General features: G+C 35.9%; 21 protein-coding genes and 1 riboswitch. Of the genes, 13 read left to right on the forward strand and 8 right to left on the reverse strand.

Features of this window, described 5'->3' with window-relative positions:
• Window positions 1-54 precede the first annotated feature (54 nt).
• Window positions 55-1,170 (reverse strand): CdaR family transcriptional regulator, encoded by a 1,116-nt coding sequence (locus AC3WVA_RS10520; protein ID WP_492321899.1) that lies wholly within the window; start codon window positions 1,168-1,170, stop codon window positions 55-57.
• Window positions 1,171-1,306: 136 nt separating this feature from the next.
• On the opposite strand from AC3WVA_RS10520, the gene AC3WVA_RS10525 reads away from it, so the two are divergent.
• From AC3WVA_RS10525 to AC3WVA_RS10565, 9 genes are all read left to right on the forward strand, one after another.
• Complete coding sequence (locus AC3WVA_RS10525; RefSeq protein WP_492321900.1) at window positions 1,307-2,281, forward strand: YncE family protein; 975 nt, start codon at window positions 1,307-1,309, stop codon at window positions 2,279-2,281.
• Window positions 2,274-2,945 carry a response regulator transcription factor gene (locus AC3WVA_RS10530; protein ID WP_000049882.1) on the forward strand — a complete coding sequence of 224 codons (672 nt, stop codon included), beginning with the start codon at window positions 2,274-2,276 and terminating at the stop codon, window positions 2,943-2,945. Before AC3WVA_RS10525 ends, AC3WVA_RS10530 begins: the two co-directional genes overlap by 8 nt.
• A 3-nt stretch (window positions 2,946-2,948) precedes the next feature.
• Window positions 2,949-4,349, forward strand: coding sequence for a sensor histidine kinase (locus AC3WVA_RS10535; RefSeq protein WP_048526782.1), 1,401 nt, complete (start codon window positions 2,949-2,951; stop codon window positions 4,347-4,349).
• A 228-nt stretch (window positions 4,350-4,577) separates the two neighbouring features.
• Complete coding sequence (locus AC3WVA_RS10540; protein ID WP_255285105.1) at window positions 4,578-5,267, forward strand: FadR/GntR family transcriptional regulator; 690 nt, start codon at window positions 4,578-4,580, stop codon at window positions 5,265-5,267.
• A gap of 168 nt (window positions 5,268-5,435) precedes the next feature.
• Complete coding sequence (locus AC3WVA_RS10545; RefSeq protein WP_000869149.1) at window positions 5,436-6,155, forward strand: (Fe-S)-binding protein; 720 nt, start codon at window positions 5,436-5,438, stop codon at window positions 6,153-6,155.
• Window positions 6,156-6,171: 16 nt separating this feature from the next.
• Window positions 6,172-7,593 (forward strand): LutB/LldF family L-lactate oxidation iron-sulfur protein, encoded by a 1,422-nt coding sequence (locus tag AC3WVA_RS10550; RefSeq protein ID WP_000061914.1) that lies wholly within the window; start codon window positions 6,172-6,174, stop codon window positions 7,591-7,593.
• Entirely contained in the window at window positions 7,593-8,303 is a 711-nt protein-coding gene (locus AC3WVA_RS10555; protein WP_098344505.1) for a LutC/YkgG family protein, read from the forward strand. The genes AC3WVA_RS10550 and AC3WVA_RS10555 overlap by 1 nt, the downstream gene beginning before the upstream one ends.
• Before the next feature lie 112 nt (window positions 8,304-8,415).
• Window positions 8,416-9,138, forward strand: coding sequence for a prepilin peptidase (locus AC3WVA_RS10560; RefSeq protein WP_098344504.1), 723 nt, complete (start codon window positions 8,416-8,418; stop codon window positions 9,136-9,138).
• Between the two features lie 15 nt (window positions 9,139-9,153).
• On the forward strand, window positions 9,154-9,465 hold the full coding sequence (locus AC3WVA_RS10565; RefSeq protein WP_098344503.1) for a cyclic-phosphate processing receiver domain-containing protein: 312 nt from the start codon (window positions 9,154-9,156) through the stop codon (window positions 9,463-9,465).
• A 27-nt stretch (window positions 9,466-9,492) separates the two neighbouring features.
• Here the strand turns inward: AC3WVA_RS10565 and AC3WVA_RS10570 are convergent, their stop codons facing one another.
• The 7 genes from AC3WVA_RS10570 to phaQ form a co-directional block, all read right to left on the reverse strand.
• A complete protein-coding gene (locus AC3WVA_RS10570; protein WP_098344502.1) occupies window positions 9,493-10,344 on the reverse strand; it encodes a formate/nitrite transporter family protein in 852 nt (283 codons plus the stop codon).
• Between the two features lie 203 nt (window positions 10,345-10,547).
• Complete coding sequence (locus AC3WVA_RS10575; protein ID WP_492321901.1) at window positions 10,548-11,342, reverse strand: TerC family protein; 795 nt, start codon at window positions 11,340-11,342, stop codon at window positions 10,548-10,550.
• A gap of 82 nt (window positions 11,343-11,424) precedes the next feature.
• Window positions 11,425-11,598: riboswitch (yybP-ykoY riboswitch) on the reverse strand.
• 38 nt (window positions 11,599-11,636) lie between these two features.
• Window positions 11,637-12,956, reverse strand: coding sequence for a TrkH family potassium uptake protein (locus AC3WVA_RS10580; protein ID WP_492321902.1), 1,320 nt, complete (start codon window positions 12,954-12,956; stop codon window positions 11,637-11,639).
• 114 nt (window positions 12,957-13,070) lie between these two features.
• Window positions 13,071-13,256, reverse strand: a complete 186-nt coding sequence (locus AC3WVA_RS10585; protein WP_001140707.1) for an alpha/beta-type small acid-soluble spore protein — start codon at window positions 13,254-13,256, stop codon at window positions 13,071-13,073.
• Between the two features lie 147 nt (window positions 13,257-13,403).
• Window positions 13,404-13,847, reverse strand: a complete 444-nt coding sequence (locus AC3WVA_RS10590; RefSeq protein WP_001067916.1) for a MaoC family dehydratase — start codon at window positions 13,845-13,847, stop codon at window positions 13,404-13,406.
• A 101-nt stretch (window positions 13,848-13,948) separates the two neighbouring features.
• Window positions 13,949-14,473, reverse strand: coding sequence for a polyhydroxyalkanoic acid inclusion protein PhaP (phaP, locus tag AC3WVA_RS10595; protein ID WP_048526789.1), 525 nt, complete (start codon window positions 14,471-14,473; stop codon window positions 13,949-13,951).
• Between the two features lie 42 nt (window positions 14,474-14,515).
• Window positions 14,516-14,968, reverse strand: coding sequence for a poly-beta-hydroxybutyrate-responsive repressor (phaQ, locus tag AC3WVA_RS10600; protein ID WP_048526790.1), 453 nt, complete (start codon window positions 14,966-14,968; stop codon window positions 14,516-14,518).
• A gap of 198 nt (window positions 14,969-15,166) precedes the next feature.
• On the opposite strand from phaQ, the gene phaR reads away from it, so the two are divergent.
• The 4 genes from phaR (at window position 15,167) to AC3WVA_RS10620 (ending at window position 19,004) form a co-directional block, all read left to right on the forward strand.
• Complete coding sequence (gene phaR, locus AC3WVA_RS10605) at window positions 15,167-15,649, forward strand: polyhydroxyalkanoic acid synthase subunit PhaR (RefSeq protein WP_098344500.1); 483 nt, start codon at window positions 15,167-15,169, stop codon at window positions 15,647-15,649.
• Between the two features lie 152 nt (window positions 15,650-15,801).
• Window positions 15,802-16,545 carry an acetoacetyl-CoA reductase gene (locus AC3WVA_RS10610; RefSeq protein ID WP_000250412.1) on the forward strand — a complete coding sequence of 248 codons (744 nt, stop codon included), beginning with the start codon at window positions 15,802-15,804 and terminating at the stop codon, window positions 16,543-16,545.
• Window positions 16,546-16,629: 84 nt separating this feature from the next.
• Entirely contained in the window at window positions 16,630-17,715 is a 1,086-nt protein-coding gene (gene phaC, locus AC3WVA_RS10615; protein WP_098344499.1) for a class III poly(R)-hydroxyalkanoic acid synthase subunit PhaC, read from the forward strand.
• 95 nt (window positions 17,716-17,810) lie between these two features.
• Entirely contained in the window at window positions 17,811-19,004 is a 1,194-nt protein-coding gene (locus tag AC3WVA_RS10620; protein WP_098344498.1) for an NAD(P)/FAD-dependent oxidoreductase, read from the forward strand.
• Window positions 19,005-19,027 lie beyond the last annotated feature (23 nt).

The following is a 19,027-nucleotide window of genomic DNA, read 5'->3' on the forward strand; positions in this document are numbered from 1 at the left end:
CATTATAATGATAAAAAAGTTGGGGGATTCTTTCTATGTATAATCATCTAAAGATTAATCTATTTTATTATTATTTTTTGTGTGATTATCTAATAAGAGGAGAGAAAAGTATAAAATGTTTAAGTCTTTGAATTGTTTCGGGTCAAGTCCTGTATGCTCCTCAATCTTTTTAAGTCTGTAATGCAATGTATTAATGTGTATATGTAATTGCTCCGCTGTTTGTTTATAAGATTGGTTATAATCGATAAATAAACGTAAAGTGTGCATAAGTTCAGGTGATGATAGTAAGTTTTCGATGGTGCGCCTTAGAAACTGTTCACGCGTTTCAGCAGAAATATCTTGTAGGCACATTTCTAAACGTAAATCTTCATTAAATACAATTTTCTTCGTTTCAAGTGATACGGAAAGAGCTTGTAACGCTTGTTCGTACGATAAGTTCATATTGTTTGGCGTAACGGTTTGTCCAATCCCGATATATAAAGGAATAGAAAATAAAGTTTCACAGTCTTGTTTTAATCGTTTTAAAAATTGATACGTTTGCTCTTTGGAGTTCGTGGATGTAAATAAAATAAATCGATCATTTCCCCAGCGAACAAATAGGTGCTCCTTTGTTAATAGATTGCGTACGTGTTGCCAAACTTTACGCTGAAGCATCGTGTCATTTTGATCGATAGAGAACAAAATAAGTTGTTTCTTCTTATATAAATCAATACCAAGTGTTTTTGCACGGTCGAGAAAGCTTGGAGACCAGTCTGTATTTTGAAGCCAATCAAAGACAAATGCTTCATAAGAACGGTGTTCAAGTTCTAGTTGTTCTAAAAAGTAGTTTTCGTGAATGAGTAGTTCAGTCATTTTACGTAATATTTCTCCGTATTGCGAAATATTTTCAGGTTCGCCTGTAATTCCAATGACACCAATTACTTCGTCATGGAATAGTAAGGGGAGGTTCATACCCGCCTTTACGCCTTGCAAACGTCGTTCATCTTCTTTTGTAATAATGACAGTTTTCTTTTGTTTCGCACAGCGGAGTGCACCTTCATGAAATTGACCGATTCTTTCTACATCTGTACTTGCGATAATAACGCCTTGTATATTAATAATAATGACATTTTCTTTAATTAGTCTGCGTACTTCTCGTACAATTTTATTCGCTAAATCAGGAAAAAGCATAATTTGCACACCTCAAATTCTATTTGTTGTACATTATATATGTAAATGATATAAGAAAGGGGAATTTCACAATTTCCACACATTTATTTGTTATTTTACAATTATAACGAAATCATCCGAAGATGGAGGGAATCTTTTGAGAAAGTATGTTTTTCTTCTCTGTTTTTTATTTCTATTAGTAGGGTGTCAAGGAAGTTCATATACACCGATTGCTAAAGATAAAAGTGTTATTATAACAACGAATATAAAAGAAGGTAGTCTTAGTTTTGTGGATAAACAAACTAAAAAGTTAATGACGACATGGGAACTTAATGAACCAATGGCAGGAATTGCACTACTTCCAAACGGTGAGGACATAATTGTATATGGCAAGCAGTTAGAGTACATGTATGTATATTCACTAGCAGAAGGAAGGCAAGTGGACAAGTATAAAACGGGAAGAGGCATTGTAAATGTGGTCGTATCAGAAGATAAAAAGCAATTATTTGCTGCTGATCAAAAGGCTCAAAAGGTAAGGTTTTTTACGGTAAAAGGGAAAGAGACAGGGAGTGTGTCAACCGGAAAAGGACCAATAACGATGGTAGAGCACGATAAACAGTTATCTGTACTAAACTTTTATGATACGAAGTTAACGACAATTGATACAAAGAAAAAAGAAGTAATCCAATCCTTTATGATTCCTCCAGCGTCAACGGGAGCGACAATTAGTCCGAATGGGAAAGAAATATGGATTGGCGGGCATGGTGATGGAAATCAAGTGAATGAGAAAGTATTAGTGTATTCTTTGCAGAGCGGGGAAATGGTACGTTCTTTACACGCCCCATTCATGCCTGTGAATATAACGAAGGATAATAAGTATGTATTTGCATTGAGTCACGGCTCGAATACACTTAGAAAGTTTGATGTTGGCACGTATAAAGAGGTTGCTTCTGTAGAAGTAGGATCGAACCCATTTGCATTTTTGAAGAGCGGAGCAGAAGGATACGTAGCAAGCTATGATAGTGATGAATTGTGCGTCATGGATATGAAGAATTTGAAAATAAAACAAACAATTAAAGTCGGAAAAGGGCCGTTTCAACTCATAGAGAGAGAAGGGAAGGACAATGAGTAAATATAGGGTGCTAGTTGTAGATGATGAAAGTGATATGAGACAGCTTGTTGGCATGTACTTAGATAATTTCGGGTACGAGTGGGGAGAAGCTGAAAATGGAAAAGAAGCTCTACAAAAATTAGAGACGAATCATTATGATTTCGTTGTACTAGATATTATGATGCCAGAGATGGATGGACTTTCAGTTTGTAAAGAAATTAGAAAGACGTCAGATGTACCAATTATATTTTTAACAGCAAAAGGTGAAGAGTGGAATAGGGTGAACGGCTTACGTATGGGAGCAGATGATTATATTGTAAAGCCATTTAGTCCTGGAGAATTAATTGCTCGTATGGAAGCTGTGTTAAGACGTTATACAAAGCAAGAACAACAAGAGGAAGTTCAGTTTGGACCGATCCTGATTAATGAAAAAAGTAGGAAGATTGAGGCGGATGGTGAGCCGATTTCTCTTACAGTAAAAGAGTTTGATTTACTCTATTTTCTTTGCCAACATACGGGACAAGTATTTAGCCGAGAGCAATTGTTGGAAAAAGTATGGGGATATGATTATGCCGGTAGTACAAGAACAGTAGATACGCACGTGAAAACGATGCGTTTGAAACTTGGAGAAAGTGGAAACTACATTCAAACTGTTTGGGGTGTAGGCTATAAATTTGAGGTGTAACGTATGTTTACGATGGTACAGAAGCTTTGGCTAACAGTAGTATGTGCAGTATTTGTAACAGTTTCTTTTCTTTATTTTGTATCTTTATACTCGTACGAAAAACTATATGTTGATAATTTAAAAGATTCATTAGTAACGGAGGGGAAGGGTCTTGCTGCGCAATATGATAAGCGTGAAGGTATATCAACTTTTGAAGAGAAAGTAAGAGCATTTGATCAAATATCTAGTTCAGACGTTCTTTTCGTATCGAACCCACGTGATTTAAGCGCATGCTTACCTTTTGATGTGCATCATCATTCTCTTATAAGTGAAGGGGACAGGCAAGCATTATTAGATGGGAAAACTGTGACAAAGATAGGGTATGAGGAACATTTTGATCGTAATATTATGGGGGTTGTCATCCCTGTTTTAGAGAATAAAAAATTAGTTGGTATTGTATATTCATATATTCCTTTAAAAAGTATAAAAGACTTAATATATGATATGGGCCTTATTTTGGCACCGTTAGTACTTGCTATAACTTTACTGACAATATGGATTGGTAGAAAGATTATTATTGCTATTACGAGGCCACTTTCGCAAATGGAACGAGTTGCGAATCATTTAGCTACGGGAGATTTCTCAGAAAGAATTACAATTTCTTCCGAAGATGAAATTGGACGATTAGGAAAAGCATTTAATAAAATGGCAAATTCTTTAGAGACAGAAGACGTAAAGCGTAAGGAATTTTTAGCTAACGTTTCACACGAGCTAAGAACACCATTAAGTTATATAAAAGGATATAGCGAGGCTATTTTAGATGGTGTAGCGAAGGGACCACAGCAGGAAAAAGTAACACAGCTCATTCATAAAGAAGCAGATCGTATGCAGCGTCTCGTTCATGATTTGTTAGATTTAGCACAATTAGAAGGGGAACATTTTCCTTTAAAGAAACAACCTATCGTTTTTTCACAACTTATTGAAGATGTGTTAGATACGTATGAGATTAAATTTATTGAAAAGAAAATTCGTGTTTCAACAAATTTAAATCCAGAAATCATTGTAATGATTGATGAGGATCGTATGCAACAAGTGCTTCATAACGTGTTAGATAATGCGATACGGTATACGAATCCAAATGGGGATATTGTGATAACGCTTAGGCAAATAGATGATTACTGTGAATTGAACATAAAAGATACGGGAATCGGTATTGATACAGAGCATTTAGAAAATCTTGGAGAACGTTTTTACCGCGTTGATAAAGCGAGAAGTCGCCAACATGGTGGAACAGGTTTAGGTCTTGCTATTGTAAGGCAAATTGTTCATATACATGATGGACAGTGGCGAATTGAAAGTGAAAAAGGAAATGGGACGACGGTTATTATTAAATTGAAAGTACAGGATGAGGAGAGCATGTTCTAATTTTTAGGGCATGCTTTTTTGTATAGGAGACAATAGTTATACAGAAAGATATAAATTAATACGTAATAAATATTGAAAATTTGACGATTTTATGAACAAAACATTTGTACTTCTTACCAATTCGTTCTAAAATAGTTATGATGCAAAGTTCTTATAAATCGTTTCAATTGTTGTTTGGAAGATACTGAGGTGATTTAACTGGAGTACAAATCGATTAAACCGAAAAAAATTTACGAAGAAGTATCTGAAGCTATTTTAACAATGATTAAAAATGGTACGTTAAAACCTGGTGACAAACTACTTCCTGTACATCAATTAGCTGAGCAGTTTCAAGTGGGCAGATCTGCTGTTCGTGAAGCGTTAAGTGCGCTAAGAGCGATGGGCTTAATTGAGATGAAACAAGGAGAAGGTACATATGTGAAGAATTTCGATTCTTCTTCATTAACAAAATCGTTAAACAATAGATTATTAATGAAGAAAGAAGATATTTTGAATTTGTTAGAAGTACGAAAGGTGCTTGAAGTGGGGGCAGTTCGAGCAGCTGCGGCAAAGCGTACGGAAGAGAATTTGAAAAATATGAAGCATTGGTTAGATGAAATGGCAAAGAGCATTGGAGATGAAAAAGCTGGTGAAAAAGCAGATTTTCAGTTCCATATGGGAATTGCGGAGTCTTCGCATAACAACATTTTGCTTGAACTCATGAATCATGTTTCAGAGATGATTGCTGAAACAATTGGTGAATCAAGACGCATTATTTTATATGGTGAACAAACAACATCAGAACGACTTATAGAAGAGCATCAAGTTATATATGATGCAGTGTTAAAGCAAGATGTAGAATCAGCGCAGCAAGCAATGCTAGATCATTTAACAAATGTAGAACATATTGTCACAGGTATAAACGATATAAATTCGTAATTTAATCTTTTAAAAATCAAATTTTTTGATAAAATAGAGAGAGATTAAGTAAGCGTTTTCTTTAGAAAAGGGAGAGGATAGGCCATGGTTGAGCCTACTTCTTCTTTTCTTAGTCATCTGATGACCATATGTTTGTTGGTGGAGTTGTAAAAAGGGGGAGCAATAATTATGAAAGTTACTTTATTTGTTACTTGTTTAGTCGATATGTTTGAAACAAACGTCGGCAAAGCAACAGTTGAAGTGTTGGAGCGTTTAGGTTGTGAAATTGAATTTCCAGAAGCACAAGTTTGTTGTGGTCAGCCTGCTTATAATAGCGGCCATGTAGAAGCAGCAAAAGAAGCGATGAAACATATGATTGAAACTTTCGAAGATGCAGAATATATCGTTACGCCATCTGGTTCTTGTGCGACAATGTTTCATGAGTATCCGCATGTTTTTAAAGATGATCCGAAGTGGGCTAAACGTGCACAAAAAGTTGCTGATAAAACATATGAATTTACACAATTTATTGTAGATGTTTTAAAGGTTACTGATGTTGGTGCAAGTTTACCAGGGATCGCTACTATTCATAAGTCATGTCATATGACACGTATGCTTGGAGTAACAGAGGCACCAGGAATTTTATTATCAAATGTAAAAGGATTAACTGTGAGAGAGTTACCAAATGTGCAAAATTGTTGCGGGTTTGGGGGAACGTTTTCAGTGAAGATGACTCCAATTTCTGAGCAAATGGTAGATGAAAAGGTAGATAGTGCAATGGAAACAGGTGCTGATTATTTAATCGGTGCAGATTGTGGGTGTTTGTTAAACATTGGCGGACGTATTGAGCGTTTAGGAAAAGAAATAAAAGTAATGCATATTGCTGAGGTACTGAATAGTCGCTCATGAAGGGGGAACATAAGCTATGTCTATGAAAATCAGTGAGAAAAAATTTAATGATCGCGTTGGCGATGGAATTCAAGATTCGTTTATGCGCGGAGCAGTATCATCTGCACAAACACGCTTATATACGAATCGCTTAAAAGCAGCGGATGAATTAGGAAACTGGGAAGAATGGCGTGAACTCGGTGAAGAAATTCGTCAACATACGTTAGAAAATCTTGATTATTACTTAATGCAGTTAAGTGAAAATGTATCAAAAAGAGGCGGACATGTGTACTTTGCGAAAACGAAAGAGGAAGCAGCAAAGTATATTCAAGATGTTGCAAAAAAGAAGCAGGCAAAAAAAGTAGTAAAATCAAAGTCGATGGTAACAGAAGAAATTAGTATGAACCATGCGCTTGAAGAAATCGGTTGTGAAGTGTTAGAAAGTGACTTAGGAGAGTATATCTTGCAAGTAGATAACGATCCACCTTCACATATTATTGCACCTGCACTTCATAAAAATAGAACGCAAATTCGTGATGTATTTAAAGAAAAACTTGGCTATGAAAATTCTGACGATCCATACGAAATGACAAAGTTTGTTCGTAAGCAACTTCGTGAGAAATTTATGGATGCGGAAATTGGTGTAACAGGTTGTAATTTTGCTGTTGCAAATACTGGTTCTCTTTGTTTAGTAACGAATGAAGGTAATGCCGATCTTGTTATGTCGATTCCGAAAACACAAATTGCAGTAATGGGTATGGAACGTATGGTTCCAACAATGGAAGAATTAGATGTTTTAGTTGGTTTACTATGTCGTAGTGCAGTAGGTCAAAAGTTAACAAGTTATGTAACTGTAGCGGGACCAATTCAAGAAGAGGAAGTAGATGGGCCAGAAGAATTCCACTTAGTTGTTGTTGATAATGGTCGTTCTCAAATTCTTGGATCTGAATTCCGTCAAGTGTTGCAATGTATTCGTTGTGCTGCTTGTGTGAACGTATGCCCTGTATATCGTCACGTTGGTGGACATTCATATGGTTCTATATACTCAGGACCAATCGGTGCGGTATTAACACCACTTTTAGGCGGATATGATGATTACAAAGAGCTTCCTTATGCCTCTAGTTTATGCGGAGCGTGTACAGAAGCTTGTCCAGTAAAAATTCCATTACATGATTTATTATTAAAACATCGTCAAGTTATCGTTGAGCAAGAAGGGCGTGCTCCACTTGCAGAGAAATTGGCAATGAAAATGTTTAGTATGGGTGCATCTTCAGCAGCTTTATATAAAATGGGATCAAAAATGGCGCCAGCAGCCATGAGTCCATTTACATCTGGTAACCGTGTATCAAAAGGTGTTGGGCCACTTAAAAATTGGACAGATATTCGTGAATTCCCGGCTCCAAGTAAAGAACGATTCCGTGATTGGTATAAAGACCATAAGAAAGGCGGGGACAAATAATGACAGGATTAATTCAAAACCGTGAGTCCTTTCTAGAGAATATTGCAAAAGAACTTGGACGCGCGCGTAAAACGGATGGTGTAAAACGTCCAGTGTGGAAAAATAATGTGAATAAAGAAACGTTAAAAGATTATTCACAAGAAGAATTGTTAGAAGTATTTAAAAATCAATGTACAAACATTCATACAACTGTTGTGGAAACGACAAATGACCGTTTACGTGAAGATATTCAAAAAGTAATCGTGGAAAACGGCGGGGGACCTATTATGTTATCGGCAGATGAACGTTTTGATTCTTATGGATTGACTTCTTTATTTAAAGAAGAGCTTCCAAAGCAAAATGTTGAAGTAAATGTATGGGATCCTGAGAAAAAAGAAGAGAATATGCGTATCGCAGAAAGAGCGAATATTGGAATTGCCTTTAGTGATTATACTTTAGCTGAATCTGGTACGATCGTTGTACAAAGTCATAAAGGCCAAGGTCGTTCTTTACACTTTTTACCGACCGTATACTTTGCTATTATTCCACGTGAAACACTTGTGCCTCGTATTACACAAGCAGTTGAGGATATGAACTCGCGTGTAGAAAATGGTGAGACAGTGGCATCTTGTATTAACTTTATTACAGGACCTAGTAACTCGGCAGATATTGAAATGAATCTTGTTGTCGGTGTACATGGCCCATTAAAAGCAGTATATTTCATTGTATAAAAGAGGGGAAAGCAGGCCAGAAAATGGCCTGCTTTTTTAATAGAATAGAGATAATATGAAGTAGAAGTTCTCTCCTTTTTTTGCTATGTTCTTGTGGAAAGGAGAGGAAGGGATGTTCACTTATGTATATGCATTGTTAGTGGGGATGGTGTTTGGTTCCTTTTTTATGGTAATTGCGATGAGAGTTCCACTAGGGGAGTCTATCATTGTCCCTCGCTCACATTGTCATTATTGTAAGTATGTGCTAAAGCCAAAAGAATTGATTCCAATCATTTCATTTTGTATACAAAGGGGGCGTTGTACGAATTGTAAGAGGGAAATTTCAATTTTGTACGTAGTATTTGAACTTGTAACCGGAATGATATTTTTTCTTACGGTATATATGATCGGGGTGGAACGAGAGCTTATTATCATTTTATCGCTTTTTTCATTACTTCTTATTATTTCAGTTACAGATTACATATATATGTTAATCCCAAATCGTATTCTAGCTTGGTTTGCCTGTTTACTCATTTTAGAATGTATTTTTGTACCGTTAGTCACATGGCCAGATAGTATAGTTGGTAGTGGCGTTATATTCATTTTGTTATATTGCATGCAAAAGATATATCCTGAAGGGCTTGGGGGAGGTGATGTAAAATTACTTTCGCTACTTGGATTTATAGTGGGACTGAAAGGGATTTTTATGATTTTATTTTTAGCCTCTTGCTTTAGTCTTTGTTTCTTTGGAGTTGGTATAGTATTAAAGCGTGTGAAAATGAGGACGCAAATTCCGTTTGGCCCTTTTATTAGTCTCGGGGCAATATGTTACATGTTAATCACGTATGCAAAATAGAGAGGGGGATAGAATATGAATGTATATATGGATGATCAAAGAAGTTGTCCGTACGGGTATGTGCTCGCAACTACAGTAGAACGTGCTTTGCAAATGGTTCGGGATTATGATGTGAATATTCTTTCTCTTGATTTTAATATGGGATGGGGAGCGAAAAATGGACTAGATTTTGTAGATGCTTTTTGTAAAGAGGGTTTATGTGTAAATGAAGTGCACTTACATACGAATGATGTCATCGGTATGCACAAGATGAAACAGAGAATGGATAAGGGAAAGGAAGAAGGAGAAATTACTCCTCACCTTGTTGTTAAATACGTGGGAAGCTAAAAACTCCAAAGTAAAACTTTGGAGTTTTTAATGTTTCATATGGGCTTGTAAAGGAATAATCTCTTCTTGTTGAGCTGTTGCGATTTCAGTTTCTTCCTGTTGAACTTCAGGCGTTTTCTTTGTTAAGTAGTGGTATACCATACCGACAAATACTGATCCGCCAATAATGTTACCAATTGTAACAGGAATTAAGTTATGAATAGCACCTGAAAAAGAAATTGTCTCAGGATGCGGTGAAACTAAAGATAAAGCAAAGAGTGATAAGTTTGCAATACTATGTTCGTAACCAGATAAGAAGAATGTGAAAACAAGTAGCATCATGACCATTATTTTTGCTGTGTCACCTTTAACCTGAGAAGGTAAGAAGCAAGCAAGACATACGAGCCAGTTACATAAAATGGCTTTAAAGAATAACTGCATTGTAGGTGTATTCATCTTTCCTTCAACGACTTTACTCATTAAGTGACCGTGATCAATTGCTTCAAAAATTCCAGTTGCGTAAAATAGTAAGGCAAAGAATAATGCGCCGGCTAAGTTACCTGCATAACAAGCAACCCAGTTACGAAGTGTATCAGAAATCGTTGTTTCTTTTCTTAAAGTTGCTACAGTGAAGTACATTGTGTTTCCAGTAAATAATTCAGCGCCGCCATATATAATAAGGACGAGGGCAATTCCGAAAAACATAGAAGCCGCTAAATAAGTGGCTGGTGAATCTGCAATGTGAAAGAAGTTACCTAATTTAAAACATAGTACGATAATAAAACCGATATAAATACCCGCAAGTGCGGCACGAATGAAATATTGCATCGGGTTTATATCTAGCATTTGTTTTTTGCTCTTAGCCAGTTTGACAACATAATCTAATCCTTGTTCTAGCATGAGTAATACGCTCCTTTAGTACATCATCTATAAATACTCCTTATATGAATAAAGTACATGGATTCGGTCATAGTTTCAATAAGTTTGTGCAATGTTTCACAAAAAGGACATACATACATTAAGAAAACGTTTACAAAAGATAGTATAATAGAAATTTTTCTGGACATTGAGAGCGAGAAAGGAAAAAGAAAAAAGCGCTGTAATTACAGCGCTTTTTCGTCTAAATTCTTTTTGACTTTTGTTTCTACTTCTTTCGAGAAGAACCAGCCGCCAACTGCGATTCCAACTAATACAATCCAGAATGTAAGCTTCCATGGTGTAGATTCTGGGAATGAATGTGGAATTACATTTAATGCAGGGTGTGCTAATGTATAAACTGCTAGTTTCACACCAACCCAACCTACAATTAAGAATGCTGCAGTTTCAAGTCCTGGTTTACGTTTTAAGATTTGTACGAAAGCAGTTGCTGCAAATCGCATAATGATTAATCCGATAAGTCCACCTACAAAGATTACAACGAATTGTCCAGTATCAAGACTACCAATTGTACCTAATCCTGTTTTCGGTAAAGTCATTGCTAATGCAACAGCAGCTAAAATAGAATCAACTGCGAAGGCGATATCAGCAACCTCAACTTTAAATACAGTCCACCAAAAATTCTCTTGTTTTTTCTTTGCTTCTTTTTCTTCTGTTTCTTCATCCGTATTCTTTTTAACATACGTTTTAAATAAGTGATTACCAGCGATAAACATAAGGTAAATGGCACCGATTGCTTGCACTTGCCATACGTCGACTAAGAACGAAATCATAAATAACGATCCGAAACGGAAAACAAATGCCCCCGCTAATCCGTAAAATAGTGCTTTCTTACGTTTTTCTTCTGGTAAATGTTTTACCATAATTGCAAGAACAAGAGCGTTATCAGCTGCTAAAATCCCCTCTAGTGCAATTAGGATGAGTAATACCCAACCATACTCCAATAATAATGATACATCCATGTACATTCTCCTCTCATTTCTATAAGTACTAAATAAGTGAAGAATTTCCCCACTATTTAGTTTCCCCATACTCCTGCCTATTAACTTTGGAAGAAATTGGTAATGAATACAAAAAAGACCTCTGCCGTTAATAGGCAAAGGTCTTGCTAGACATATGTAATGAAAATGCCAACAAAGCCGGAAGAACTAAGTTCTACGTAATGACGACTTTGTTTCCAAGAAATATTCTTGGACGCTACTCCCCTTTGGAGATATGCTATTGTACTCTCATTATATGGATAATTTATACGGTTGTCAACCTGTTAAAATATCTTCGTTCGGATATTTTATTTTGCGGTTCTTTTTACGTGCAAATGAAAAAGCAAGTGTTAAAGGTCCCATTTTCCCGAAAAACATCATAAAAATGATAATAGCTTTTCCGATCATCGTTAAGTGTGGTGTGAAATTCATGCTGAGACCGACAGTCCCAAATGCTGAAAATACTTCGAAAGCACTCATCAATAGAGGAACCCGTTCAGTAATACTTAAAATTAAAATAGCAAAAAAGATAAATGAAATAGAAATAATAGTGATGGTCAATGATTTGACGATGAGAGTATCTTTAATAGATTTTTTAAATACGACAATATCATCTTGTTCTTGTAAAAATTTAAATACCCCAAAAAACATAATTAAAAATGTTGTTAACTTAATTCCACCACCAGTTGAAGCACTCCCAGCTCCGATAAACATTAGAAGCATCATTAATAAAAGGGAAGGCTTTGATAATGCAGAAATATCAACTGTATTAAACCCGGCAGTACGCGTTGAAACGGCCTGGAAATAAGCGGCCATTCCTTCTTCAAATGGAGTAAAGCCTCTCATAGAAAGAGAATTGTGGAACTCGAATATGAAAATAAAAACGGTCGCAATAATATTAACGATTAGAGTAGAAGAGAGCATAAGTTTTGAGTGTAATGTAAGGTTTTTAAAATTTTTCTTTCTTTTTATATCTACGATTACTGCAAAACCAATCCCGCCTAAAATAATGAGGGAGGAAATGACGAGATTGACAAGAATGCTATGAGAATGCGACATTAAATTATCGCTCCACACAGAAAAACCAGCATTGTTAAAAGCGGAGATGGAATGAAAAAAACTATAATAGATCCCTTTAGCAATCCCGTATTTTGGTACCCATTCGAAAGAAAGAATGAAAGTAGCGATACATTCGACTGTAAAAGAGAATAAAAATAATGCTTTGGCAAGACGAATGACGCCACCAATATTCGTTTGATTTAACGCTTGTTGTAGTAAAATTCGGTTTTGAAGACCAATTTTTCTACCGAGCATAATCGCAATTAAAACGGCAAAGCTCATAATGCCAAGTCCGCCCACTTGTATAAGTGTTAAAATGACACATTGGCCAAATAAGGTAAATACTTTCCCAGTGTCCACAACACCGAGCCCAGTAACCGTACAAGCAGAAACGGTTGTAAATAAAGCATCGAGCCATGAAATAGACGTTGTTGTAGCAATGGGTAGCTTTAATAAGCATGTACCGATAATTGATAACATAATAAAAGACAAAGTAAGAACACGGGGAGGACTCATGCTAATGTTAATCCGTTTCATGTTACATATCGTTCCTTTCAGTTTGCTTTTACTAGTATGTGAAAAAGTACGGTTATGTATGTTAAAAATAGAAAGAGGCAGAGAATATCTGCCTCTAAGCCATATGTTATAGTGTTATCCACGTAATTGTTGTTGAGCTAAAGAAACAAGACGTTTTGTTACTTCACCGCCAACTGAACCGTTAGAACGAGATGCTGTATTAGATCCTAAGCTTACGCCGAATTCTTGTGCAATTTCGTATTTAAATTGATCAAGTGCTTGCTCCGCACCTGGAACTAGTAATTTGTTTGTTTTTGCCATGATGATACACATCCTTATAAGTAGTCCAGTTCAGCTAAGTACTTATCTAAACTGGTAACGTTATTTTATGTGGAACCGGCGTGCTCATACGCGGAAGTAATCGGTGTGATTAGAAGTTATTGGATAGAAAAAAGAGTAGCAAATTTGCTACTCTTTTTTCAGTATTGTCGCTGTACCTTCCACGACAATATCATCGGATTGATTATATATGTTTGTTTGCAGCGTAATAATTTTTTTATCGTCGCGTTTTTTGATGACTTCTGCCACAACGCGAAGTGTATCGCCGATTTTGACAGGAGCACGGAATGAAACGTTTTGAGATAAATAAATCGTATTTTTCCCTGGAAGTTTCGTACCAAGAATCGTCGAAATGAAACTTGAAACGAGCATACCATGAGCAATACGTTCTTTAAACATTGTCGTTTTTGCAAAAGAGTCTAAAATATGAATAGGATTCACATCTCCAGTCAATTTTGCAAAATTGATAACGTCTTCATCCGTAATCGTTTTTGTAAGGGATGCTTGATCACCGACTTGAATCTCATCATAACGAAGCTCCGGAACAGTTTGTGCTTCTTGAAATGGATTCATTTTGTCCTCCTTCTTTTCCATATCGAAAAATGCCAGCCATCTTGATGTAGTAGGAGGAAGAAAGAGTTTTGTTTGTGCTGCAGTTAGCTCCCACATTTTTCTTACTTGATGGAAGTAAATAGATTTTTTGAGTTTTCCTCGAACTTTTTTGCGAGTTCCAACTGTTTCGACTTGAACTCTTCCAAAAAACCTTCTAACTGTTTTTGAGCCTCTTCACGTTGTAATTGTTGTTGTTCAATAAATTGCTTAGTTGTTTCTTCAAATTGACCGCTTGTTTGAGTAAGGATAGACAAAGATGTTTTTGTAGGAGAAACAGTTAGCTGTTGCATATGAGCAGAAAGTTCTTTCCACTTGTCTTGCCACTCGTTAATTTGATCATTTAAGGAGTTTCCAGTTAATTGCTTCACGTAATCTGTATATTGATTATTGAATTGATTAGTGAATTGTTGCAGTTCTTTTTCTAGTTCATCTACTCCTGATGTTAATTTATGCAAAGCGTCTTGTTGTTGTTTTAATGTTTCTAAAGTAAGTTGCTCTAATTGTTTCCCAGCTGAAGAGAAGAGGGAAAGAGATTGAGACCAGTTTTTCCAAAATGCATCGACTAATTCGTATGGCTTAGTTTCCATTGTTTGACCTCCAAATGTTTTTTTACATATTGTGAACGCAGATTACTCTGCTGTACCACCAGGTGAAGATGAAGAATCCTTTTCATCCTTTTCTGGAGAAGTAGAAAATGGAAAGAATGCATTGGTGTATAACGTAAAAAACGTCCGCAACATATTTTGATAATGTTCAAAAGAAGTCGCACATGTTGTTAAATATTGCTCTCCATATTCTGTTAAAGAATAAATTCGTTTCGCTGGCCCGCCTTCACTTGTATCCCAAGTAGAAGAAATGAGATTTTCTTTTTCTAATTTGCGTAGTGTTCTGTACACATTACCTTGGTCAACAGAAGAAAAGCCGATGTCCATTAGCATTTGAATGAGTTTGTAACCATGAAGACTCCAGTCTTTTAGACATAGAAGTAAGAAAGGAACTAAGAAGTTTTTTGGCATGGAGTTTGGTTGTTTCGCTTGGTTTTTTTCCAAACTTTCTTGGTGTTCTGGTTCATTATGTAGCATGATTGTGCATCACCTCATGAATCAGTTAGATGGAATTTTTTGCTTATAAGTGCAATTTACACCTATCTGTTTTTAATGTCAACACATTTATTGGAAAATAAAGAAAAATTAAATATAGACTTGAAGTTTTATTCAGAATATTAGAAAATAGTGAATAGGTTGAATTGTTTCAAAAACAAAAAAGGGAGTGTAGGCGAAGTGATTGATCAAAAATTCGATCCATTGCAAGCATGGAAAAATGCTTATGAACAAACCGAAACATTTTGGGGAAAAGCGCTCAATGAAACAATTAAAACAGAAGAATATTCTGCTTGGATGGGTAGCGTTCTAGACTTGAATTTGTTTTATCAAAAAGCGTTAAATGATACAACAAAAAGTTATTTAGAACAGGTGAATGTGCCTACGAAAGAGGATATCGCTAGAGTAGCTACGCTTGTTATTAACTTAGAAAATAAAGTTGATAATATCGAGGAAGTTCTAGAAGAGAAAGTGGATTCACTAGGACAAGCCCCTACATTAAAGCGTGATGTTACGAAAGTAAAACAAGATATTCGCACATTAGAAACGAAAGTTGATCAAATTTTAGAATTGCTAGAAAAGCAAAATGCAGTACTAGCGAAACTACAAGAACCTGTAAAAGAAGAAGTAAAGCCTGCGAATAAGCCAGAAAATAAAAAATGATAATAGCGTTTGTTTATAACGTGTAAAAGAGAGGGGAGAATCTCTTTTTCATGTATAAACAACGAAACATAATTAATATATGGACTCTATTCATATGAGTACCAAAATGATTCATAACAATCGTTCACAAATTCATTTAAGGGGGAAAAGAAATGGTTCAATTAAATGGAAAAGTAGCAATCGTAACAGGTGGGGCAAAAGGAATTGGAAAAGCAATTACAGTAGCGTTAGCACAAGAGGGCGCAAAAGTAGTTATTAATTATAACAGCAGTAAAGAAGCGGCTGAAAACTTAGTAAATGAATTAGGAAAAGAAGGACATGACGTTTATGCAGTTCAAGCGGATGTTTCGAAAGTAGAAGACGCAAACCGACTTGTAGAAGAAGCTGTGAATCATTTTGGTAAAGTAGATATTCTTGTTAATAATGCTGGTATTACAAGAGATCGTACATTCAAAAAGTTAAATCGTGAAGATTGGGAGCGCGTAATTGACGTGAACTTAAGTAGCGTATTTAATACGACAAGCGCTGTCCTTCCATACATAACGGAAGCAGAAGAAGGAAGAATCATTAGTATTTCTTCTATTATTGGCCAAGCTGGTGGATTTGGACAAACAAACTACTCAGCAGCGAAAGCAGGTATGTTAGGATTTACAAAATCATTAGCGTTAGAACTTGCAAAAACAAATGTAACTGTAAACGCAATTTGCCCAGGATTTATTGATACTGAAATGGTAGCAGAAGTACCAGAAGAAGTACGTCAAAAAATCGTTGCTAAAATCCCGAAAAAACGTTTTGGTCAAGCTGATGAAATTGCAAAAGGTGTAGTATACCTATGCCGTGACGGTGCATATATCACAGGTCAGCAATTAAACATTAACGGCGGATTATATATGTAATGAAGTAAGAAAAAAGTGCATATCCATAGCAGGAATGCACTTCTTTTTTTTTAGAAGGAAATCGACCAAAAAGGAGATAGAAAAATGACTACATTCGTAACAGAATGGGAAAAGCAATTAGAGCTATACCCAGAAGAGTACCGAAAAGCATACCGCCGTGTGAAAAGAGCGAGTGAAATTTTATTACGTGAACCAGAGCCACAAGTAGGATTAACGCCGAAAGAGGTTATTTGGACGAAGAATAAGACGAAGCTTTATCGCTACATTCCAAAACAAGAAAAAACACAAAGAGTTCCAATTCTGCTAATATATGCGCTTATTAATAAACCGTATATTATGGATTTAACTCCTGGAAATAGTTTAGTCGAATATTTAGTGGACCGTGGTTTTGATGTGTATATGCTTGATTGGGGCACATTTGGTTTAGAAGATAGTCATTTGAAATTTGATGATTTCGTGTTTGATTATATTGCAAAAGCAGTGAAAAAAGTAATGCGAACTGCAAAATCGGACGAGCTTTCTTTACTTGGTTATTGTATGGGTGGAACGCTAACTTCTATTTATGCGGCACTTCATCCACACATGCCAATTCGTAACCTAATCTTTATGACAAGTCCTTTTGATTTCTCTGAAACAGGATTATATGGTCCTTTATTAGATGAGAAATACTTCAATCTAGATAAAGCGGTTGATACATTTGGAAATATTCCGCCAGAAATGATTGATTTCGGAAACAAAATGTTAAAACCAATTACAAACTTTGTTGGTCCATATGTTGCTTTAGTAGATCGTTCTGAGAATGAGCGCTTCGTTGAAAGCTGGAGGTTAGTTCAAAAGTGGGTTGGCGATGGCATTCCGTTCCCAGGTGAATCATACAGACAGTGGATTCGTGATTTTTATCAAAACAATAAACTGGTTAAGGGTGAACTCGTTATTCGCGGACAAAAGGTAGACCTTGCAAATATTAAGGCGAATGTCTTAAATATTTCAGGGAAACGTGATCATATCGCCCTGCCATGCCAAGTAGAAGCGTTGCTAGATCATATTTCTAGCACAGATAAACAATATGTATGTTTACCAACGGGACATATGTCGATTGTTTACGGTGGAACAGCGGTAAAACAAACGTATCCAACGATTGGAGATTGGCTTGACGAGCGTTCGAAGTAAAAATGAAAAAGTCCAACTAGCATATGTTAGTTGGATTTTTTTATGGAAAATAACAAAACATAGAGGGGAGAAATTTATATTTTAGGAGTATAATTATGAAACTTATGACTGGTAAGTTGTTTTGGAATACAGGAGTTTCTATACCTTGTTATCCATCGTTAGAAAATGATATGATATGTGATGTGCTTGTAGTCGGAAGCGGAGAAGTGGGTGCTCATATAGCGTATTTGTTAGCGAAAATTGGGATGCGTGTTACGCTCATTGAGAAACGAGCAATCGCTTGCGGTAGCACAGCTGCTAGTACAGGTTTACTACAATTTCTTCATGATAAATCGTTAACCTCACTTATCCATACATTTGGTGAAGAAAAAGGGGTGCGAGCATATAAGCTTTGTTATGAAGCGTTACGAACAATGGAGAAAGTTGTACCGACTCTCGATATTGATCCTCAGTTTATTCCGCGAAGTAGCTTGTATTATGCAAGTAAAAGTGAGGATATCTCATTTTTACAAGAGGAGTACAATACGTTACAGAATTATGGATTTCCGGTTGACTATCTTACAGAATCTGATATTAAGGAACATTATCCTTTTACAAAACAGGCGGCATTATACACACATGGTGATGCAGAGGTGAATCCGTATTTATTAGCGCATAGCCTTTTGCATAAAGCAAATCAAATGGGTGCTACTATATATGAACGTACAGAGGCCATGCATATAAAAAAACGCCAAAATGATTTAATTTGTTATACGAAAACAGGAAATCAAATTGTAGCAAAGAACATTATTATGGCGACGGGGTATGAAGAGTTTTTCGGAAAGAAAGAAAAAAATACAATAGTGGAAACATCTTATGCAGTTGTAACAAATAAGATAGATTCATTTGAAGGATGGCACGAACGATCATTAATTTGGGAAACAGCACAGCCTTACTTATATTTTCGAACATATGAAAACCGTATTATTATAGGCGGGTTAGATGAAGCGATGCAAATTCAAACAATTGGTGATACGAAATTATTGCATAAGCGTGATATCCTTATTAACATTGTAAAAGAGATGTTCCCGCAGTATAAGAATATACAGGCAGAGTACTATTGGGCGGCAGCATTTGGAAGTAGTCATGATGGTCTCCCTATTTTAAAAGAAGACGAAAAGATACATAATTTATTTTACGCATTGTCACATGGTGGTAATGGAACTGTGTATGGAATGGTATTTGCCAAAATATTTGAGCAGTTATTTACAAATAAAGAAAGTGAAGATTTTTCTTTATTTAATCGATAGAAAAAAGGTAGCGAAGTGATGGA

This window comes from Bacillus sp. EB106-04-02-XG92, assembly GCF_058791995.1.

Bases quoted from the DNA above. Each gene is read 5' to 3' on its own strand.
- AC3WVA_RS10535 (WP_048526782.1), top strand. From the start codon at position 2,949: ATGTTTACGATGGTACAGAAGCTTTGGCTAACAGTAGTATGTGCAGTA.
- AC3WVA_RS10565 (WP_098344503.1), top strand. From the start codon at position 9,154: ATGAATGTATATATGGATGATCAAAGAAGTTGTCCGTACGGGTATGTG.
- phaC (WP_098344499.1), top strand. From the start codon at position 16,630: ATGACTACATTCGTAACAGAATGGGAAAAGCAATTAGAGCTATACCCA.
- AC3WVA_RS10530 (WP_000049882.1), top strand. From the start codon at position 2,274: ATGAGTAAATATAGGGTGCTAGTTGTAGATGATGAAAGTGATATGAGA.
- AC3WVA_RS10620 (WP_098344498.1), top strand. From the start codon at position 17,811: ATGAAACTTATGACTGGTAAGTTGTTTTGGAATACAGGAGTTTCTATA.
- AC3WVA_RS10560 (WP_098344504.1), top strand. From the start codon at position 8,416: ATGTTCACTTATGTATATGCATTGTTAGTGGGGATGGTGTTTGGTTCC.
- phaQ (WP_048526790.1), bottom strand. From the start codon at position 14,968: ATGCTACATAATGAACCAGAACACCAAGAAAGTTTGGAAAAAAACCAA.
- AC3WVA_RS10610 (WP_000250412.1), top strand. From the start codon at position 15,802: ATGGTTCAATTAAATGGAAAAGTAGCAATCGTAACAGGTGGGGCAAAA.
- AC3WVA_RS10555 (WP_098344505.1), top strand. From the start codon at position 7,593: ATGACAGGATTAATTCAAAACCGTGAGTCCTTTCTAGAGAATATTGCA.
- AC3WVA_RS10585 (WP_001140707.1), bottom strand. From the start codon at position 13,256: ATGGCAAAAACAAACAAATTACTAGTTCCAGGTGCGGAGCAAGCACTT.
- AC3WVA_RS10545 (WP_000869149.1), top strand. From the start codon at position 5,436: ATGAAAGTTACTTTATTTGTTACTTGTTTAGTCGATATGTTTGAAACA.
- AC3WVA_RS10570 (WP_098344502.1), bottom strand. From the start codon at position 10,344: ATGCTAGAACAAGGATTAGATTATGTTGTCAAACTGGCTAAGAGCAAA.
- AC3WVA_RS10590 (WP_001067916.1), bottom strand. From the start codon at position 13,847: ATGAATCCATTTCAAGAAGCACAAACTGTTCCGGAGCTTCGTTATGAT.
- AC3WVA_RS10575 (WP_492321901.1), bottom strand. From the start codon at position 11,342: ATGGATGTATCATTATTATTGGAGTATGGTTGGGTATTACTCATCCTA.
- AC3WVA_RS10550 (WP_000061914.1), top strand. From the start codon at position 6,172: ATGTCTATGAAAATCAGTGAGAAAAAATTTAATGATCGCGTTGGCGAT.
- AC3WVA_RS10520 (WP_492321899.1), bottom strand. From the start codon at position 1,170: ATGCTTTTTCCTGATTTAGCGAATAAAATTGTACGAGAAGTACGCAGA.
- phaP (WP_048526789.1), bottom strand. From the start codon at position 14,473: ATGGAAACTAAGCCATACGAATTAGTCGATGCATTTTGGAAAAACTGG.
- AC3WVA_RS10580 (WP_492321902.1), bottom strand. From the start codon at position 12,956: ATGAAACGGATTAACATTAGCATGAGTCCTCCCCGTGTTCTTACTTTG.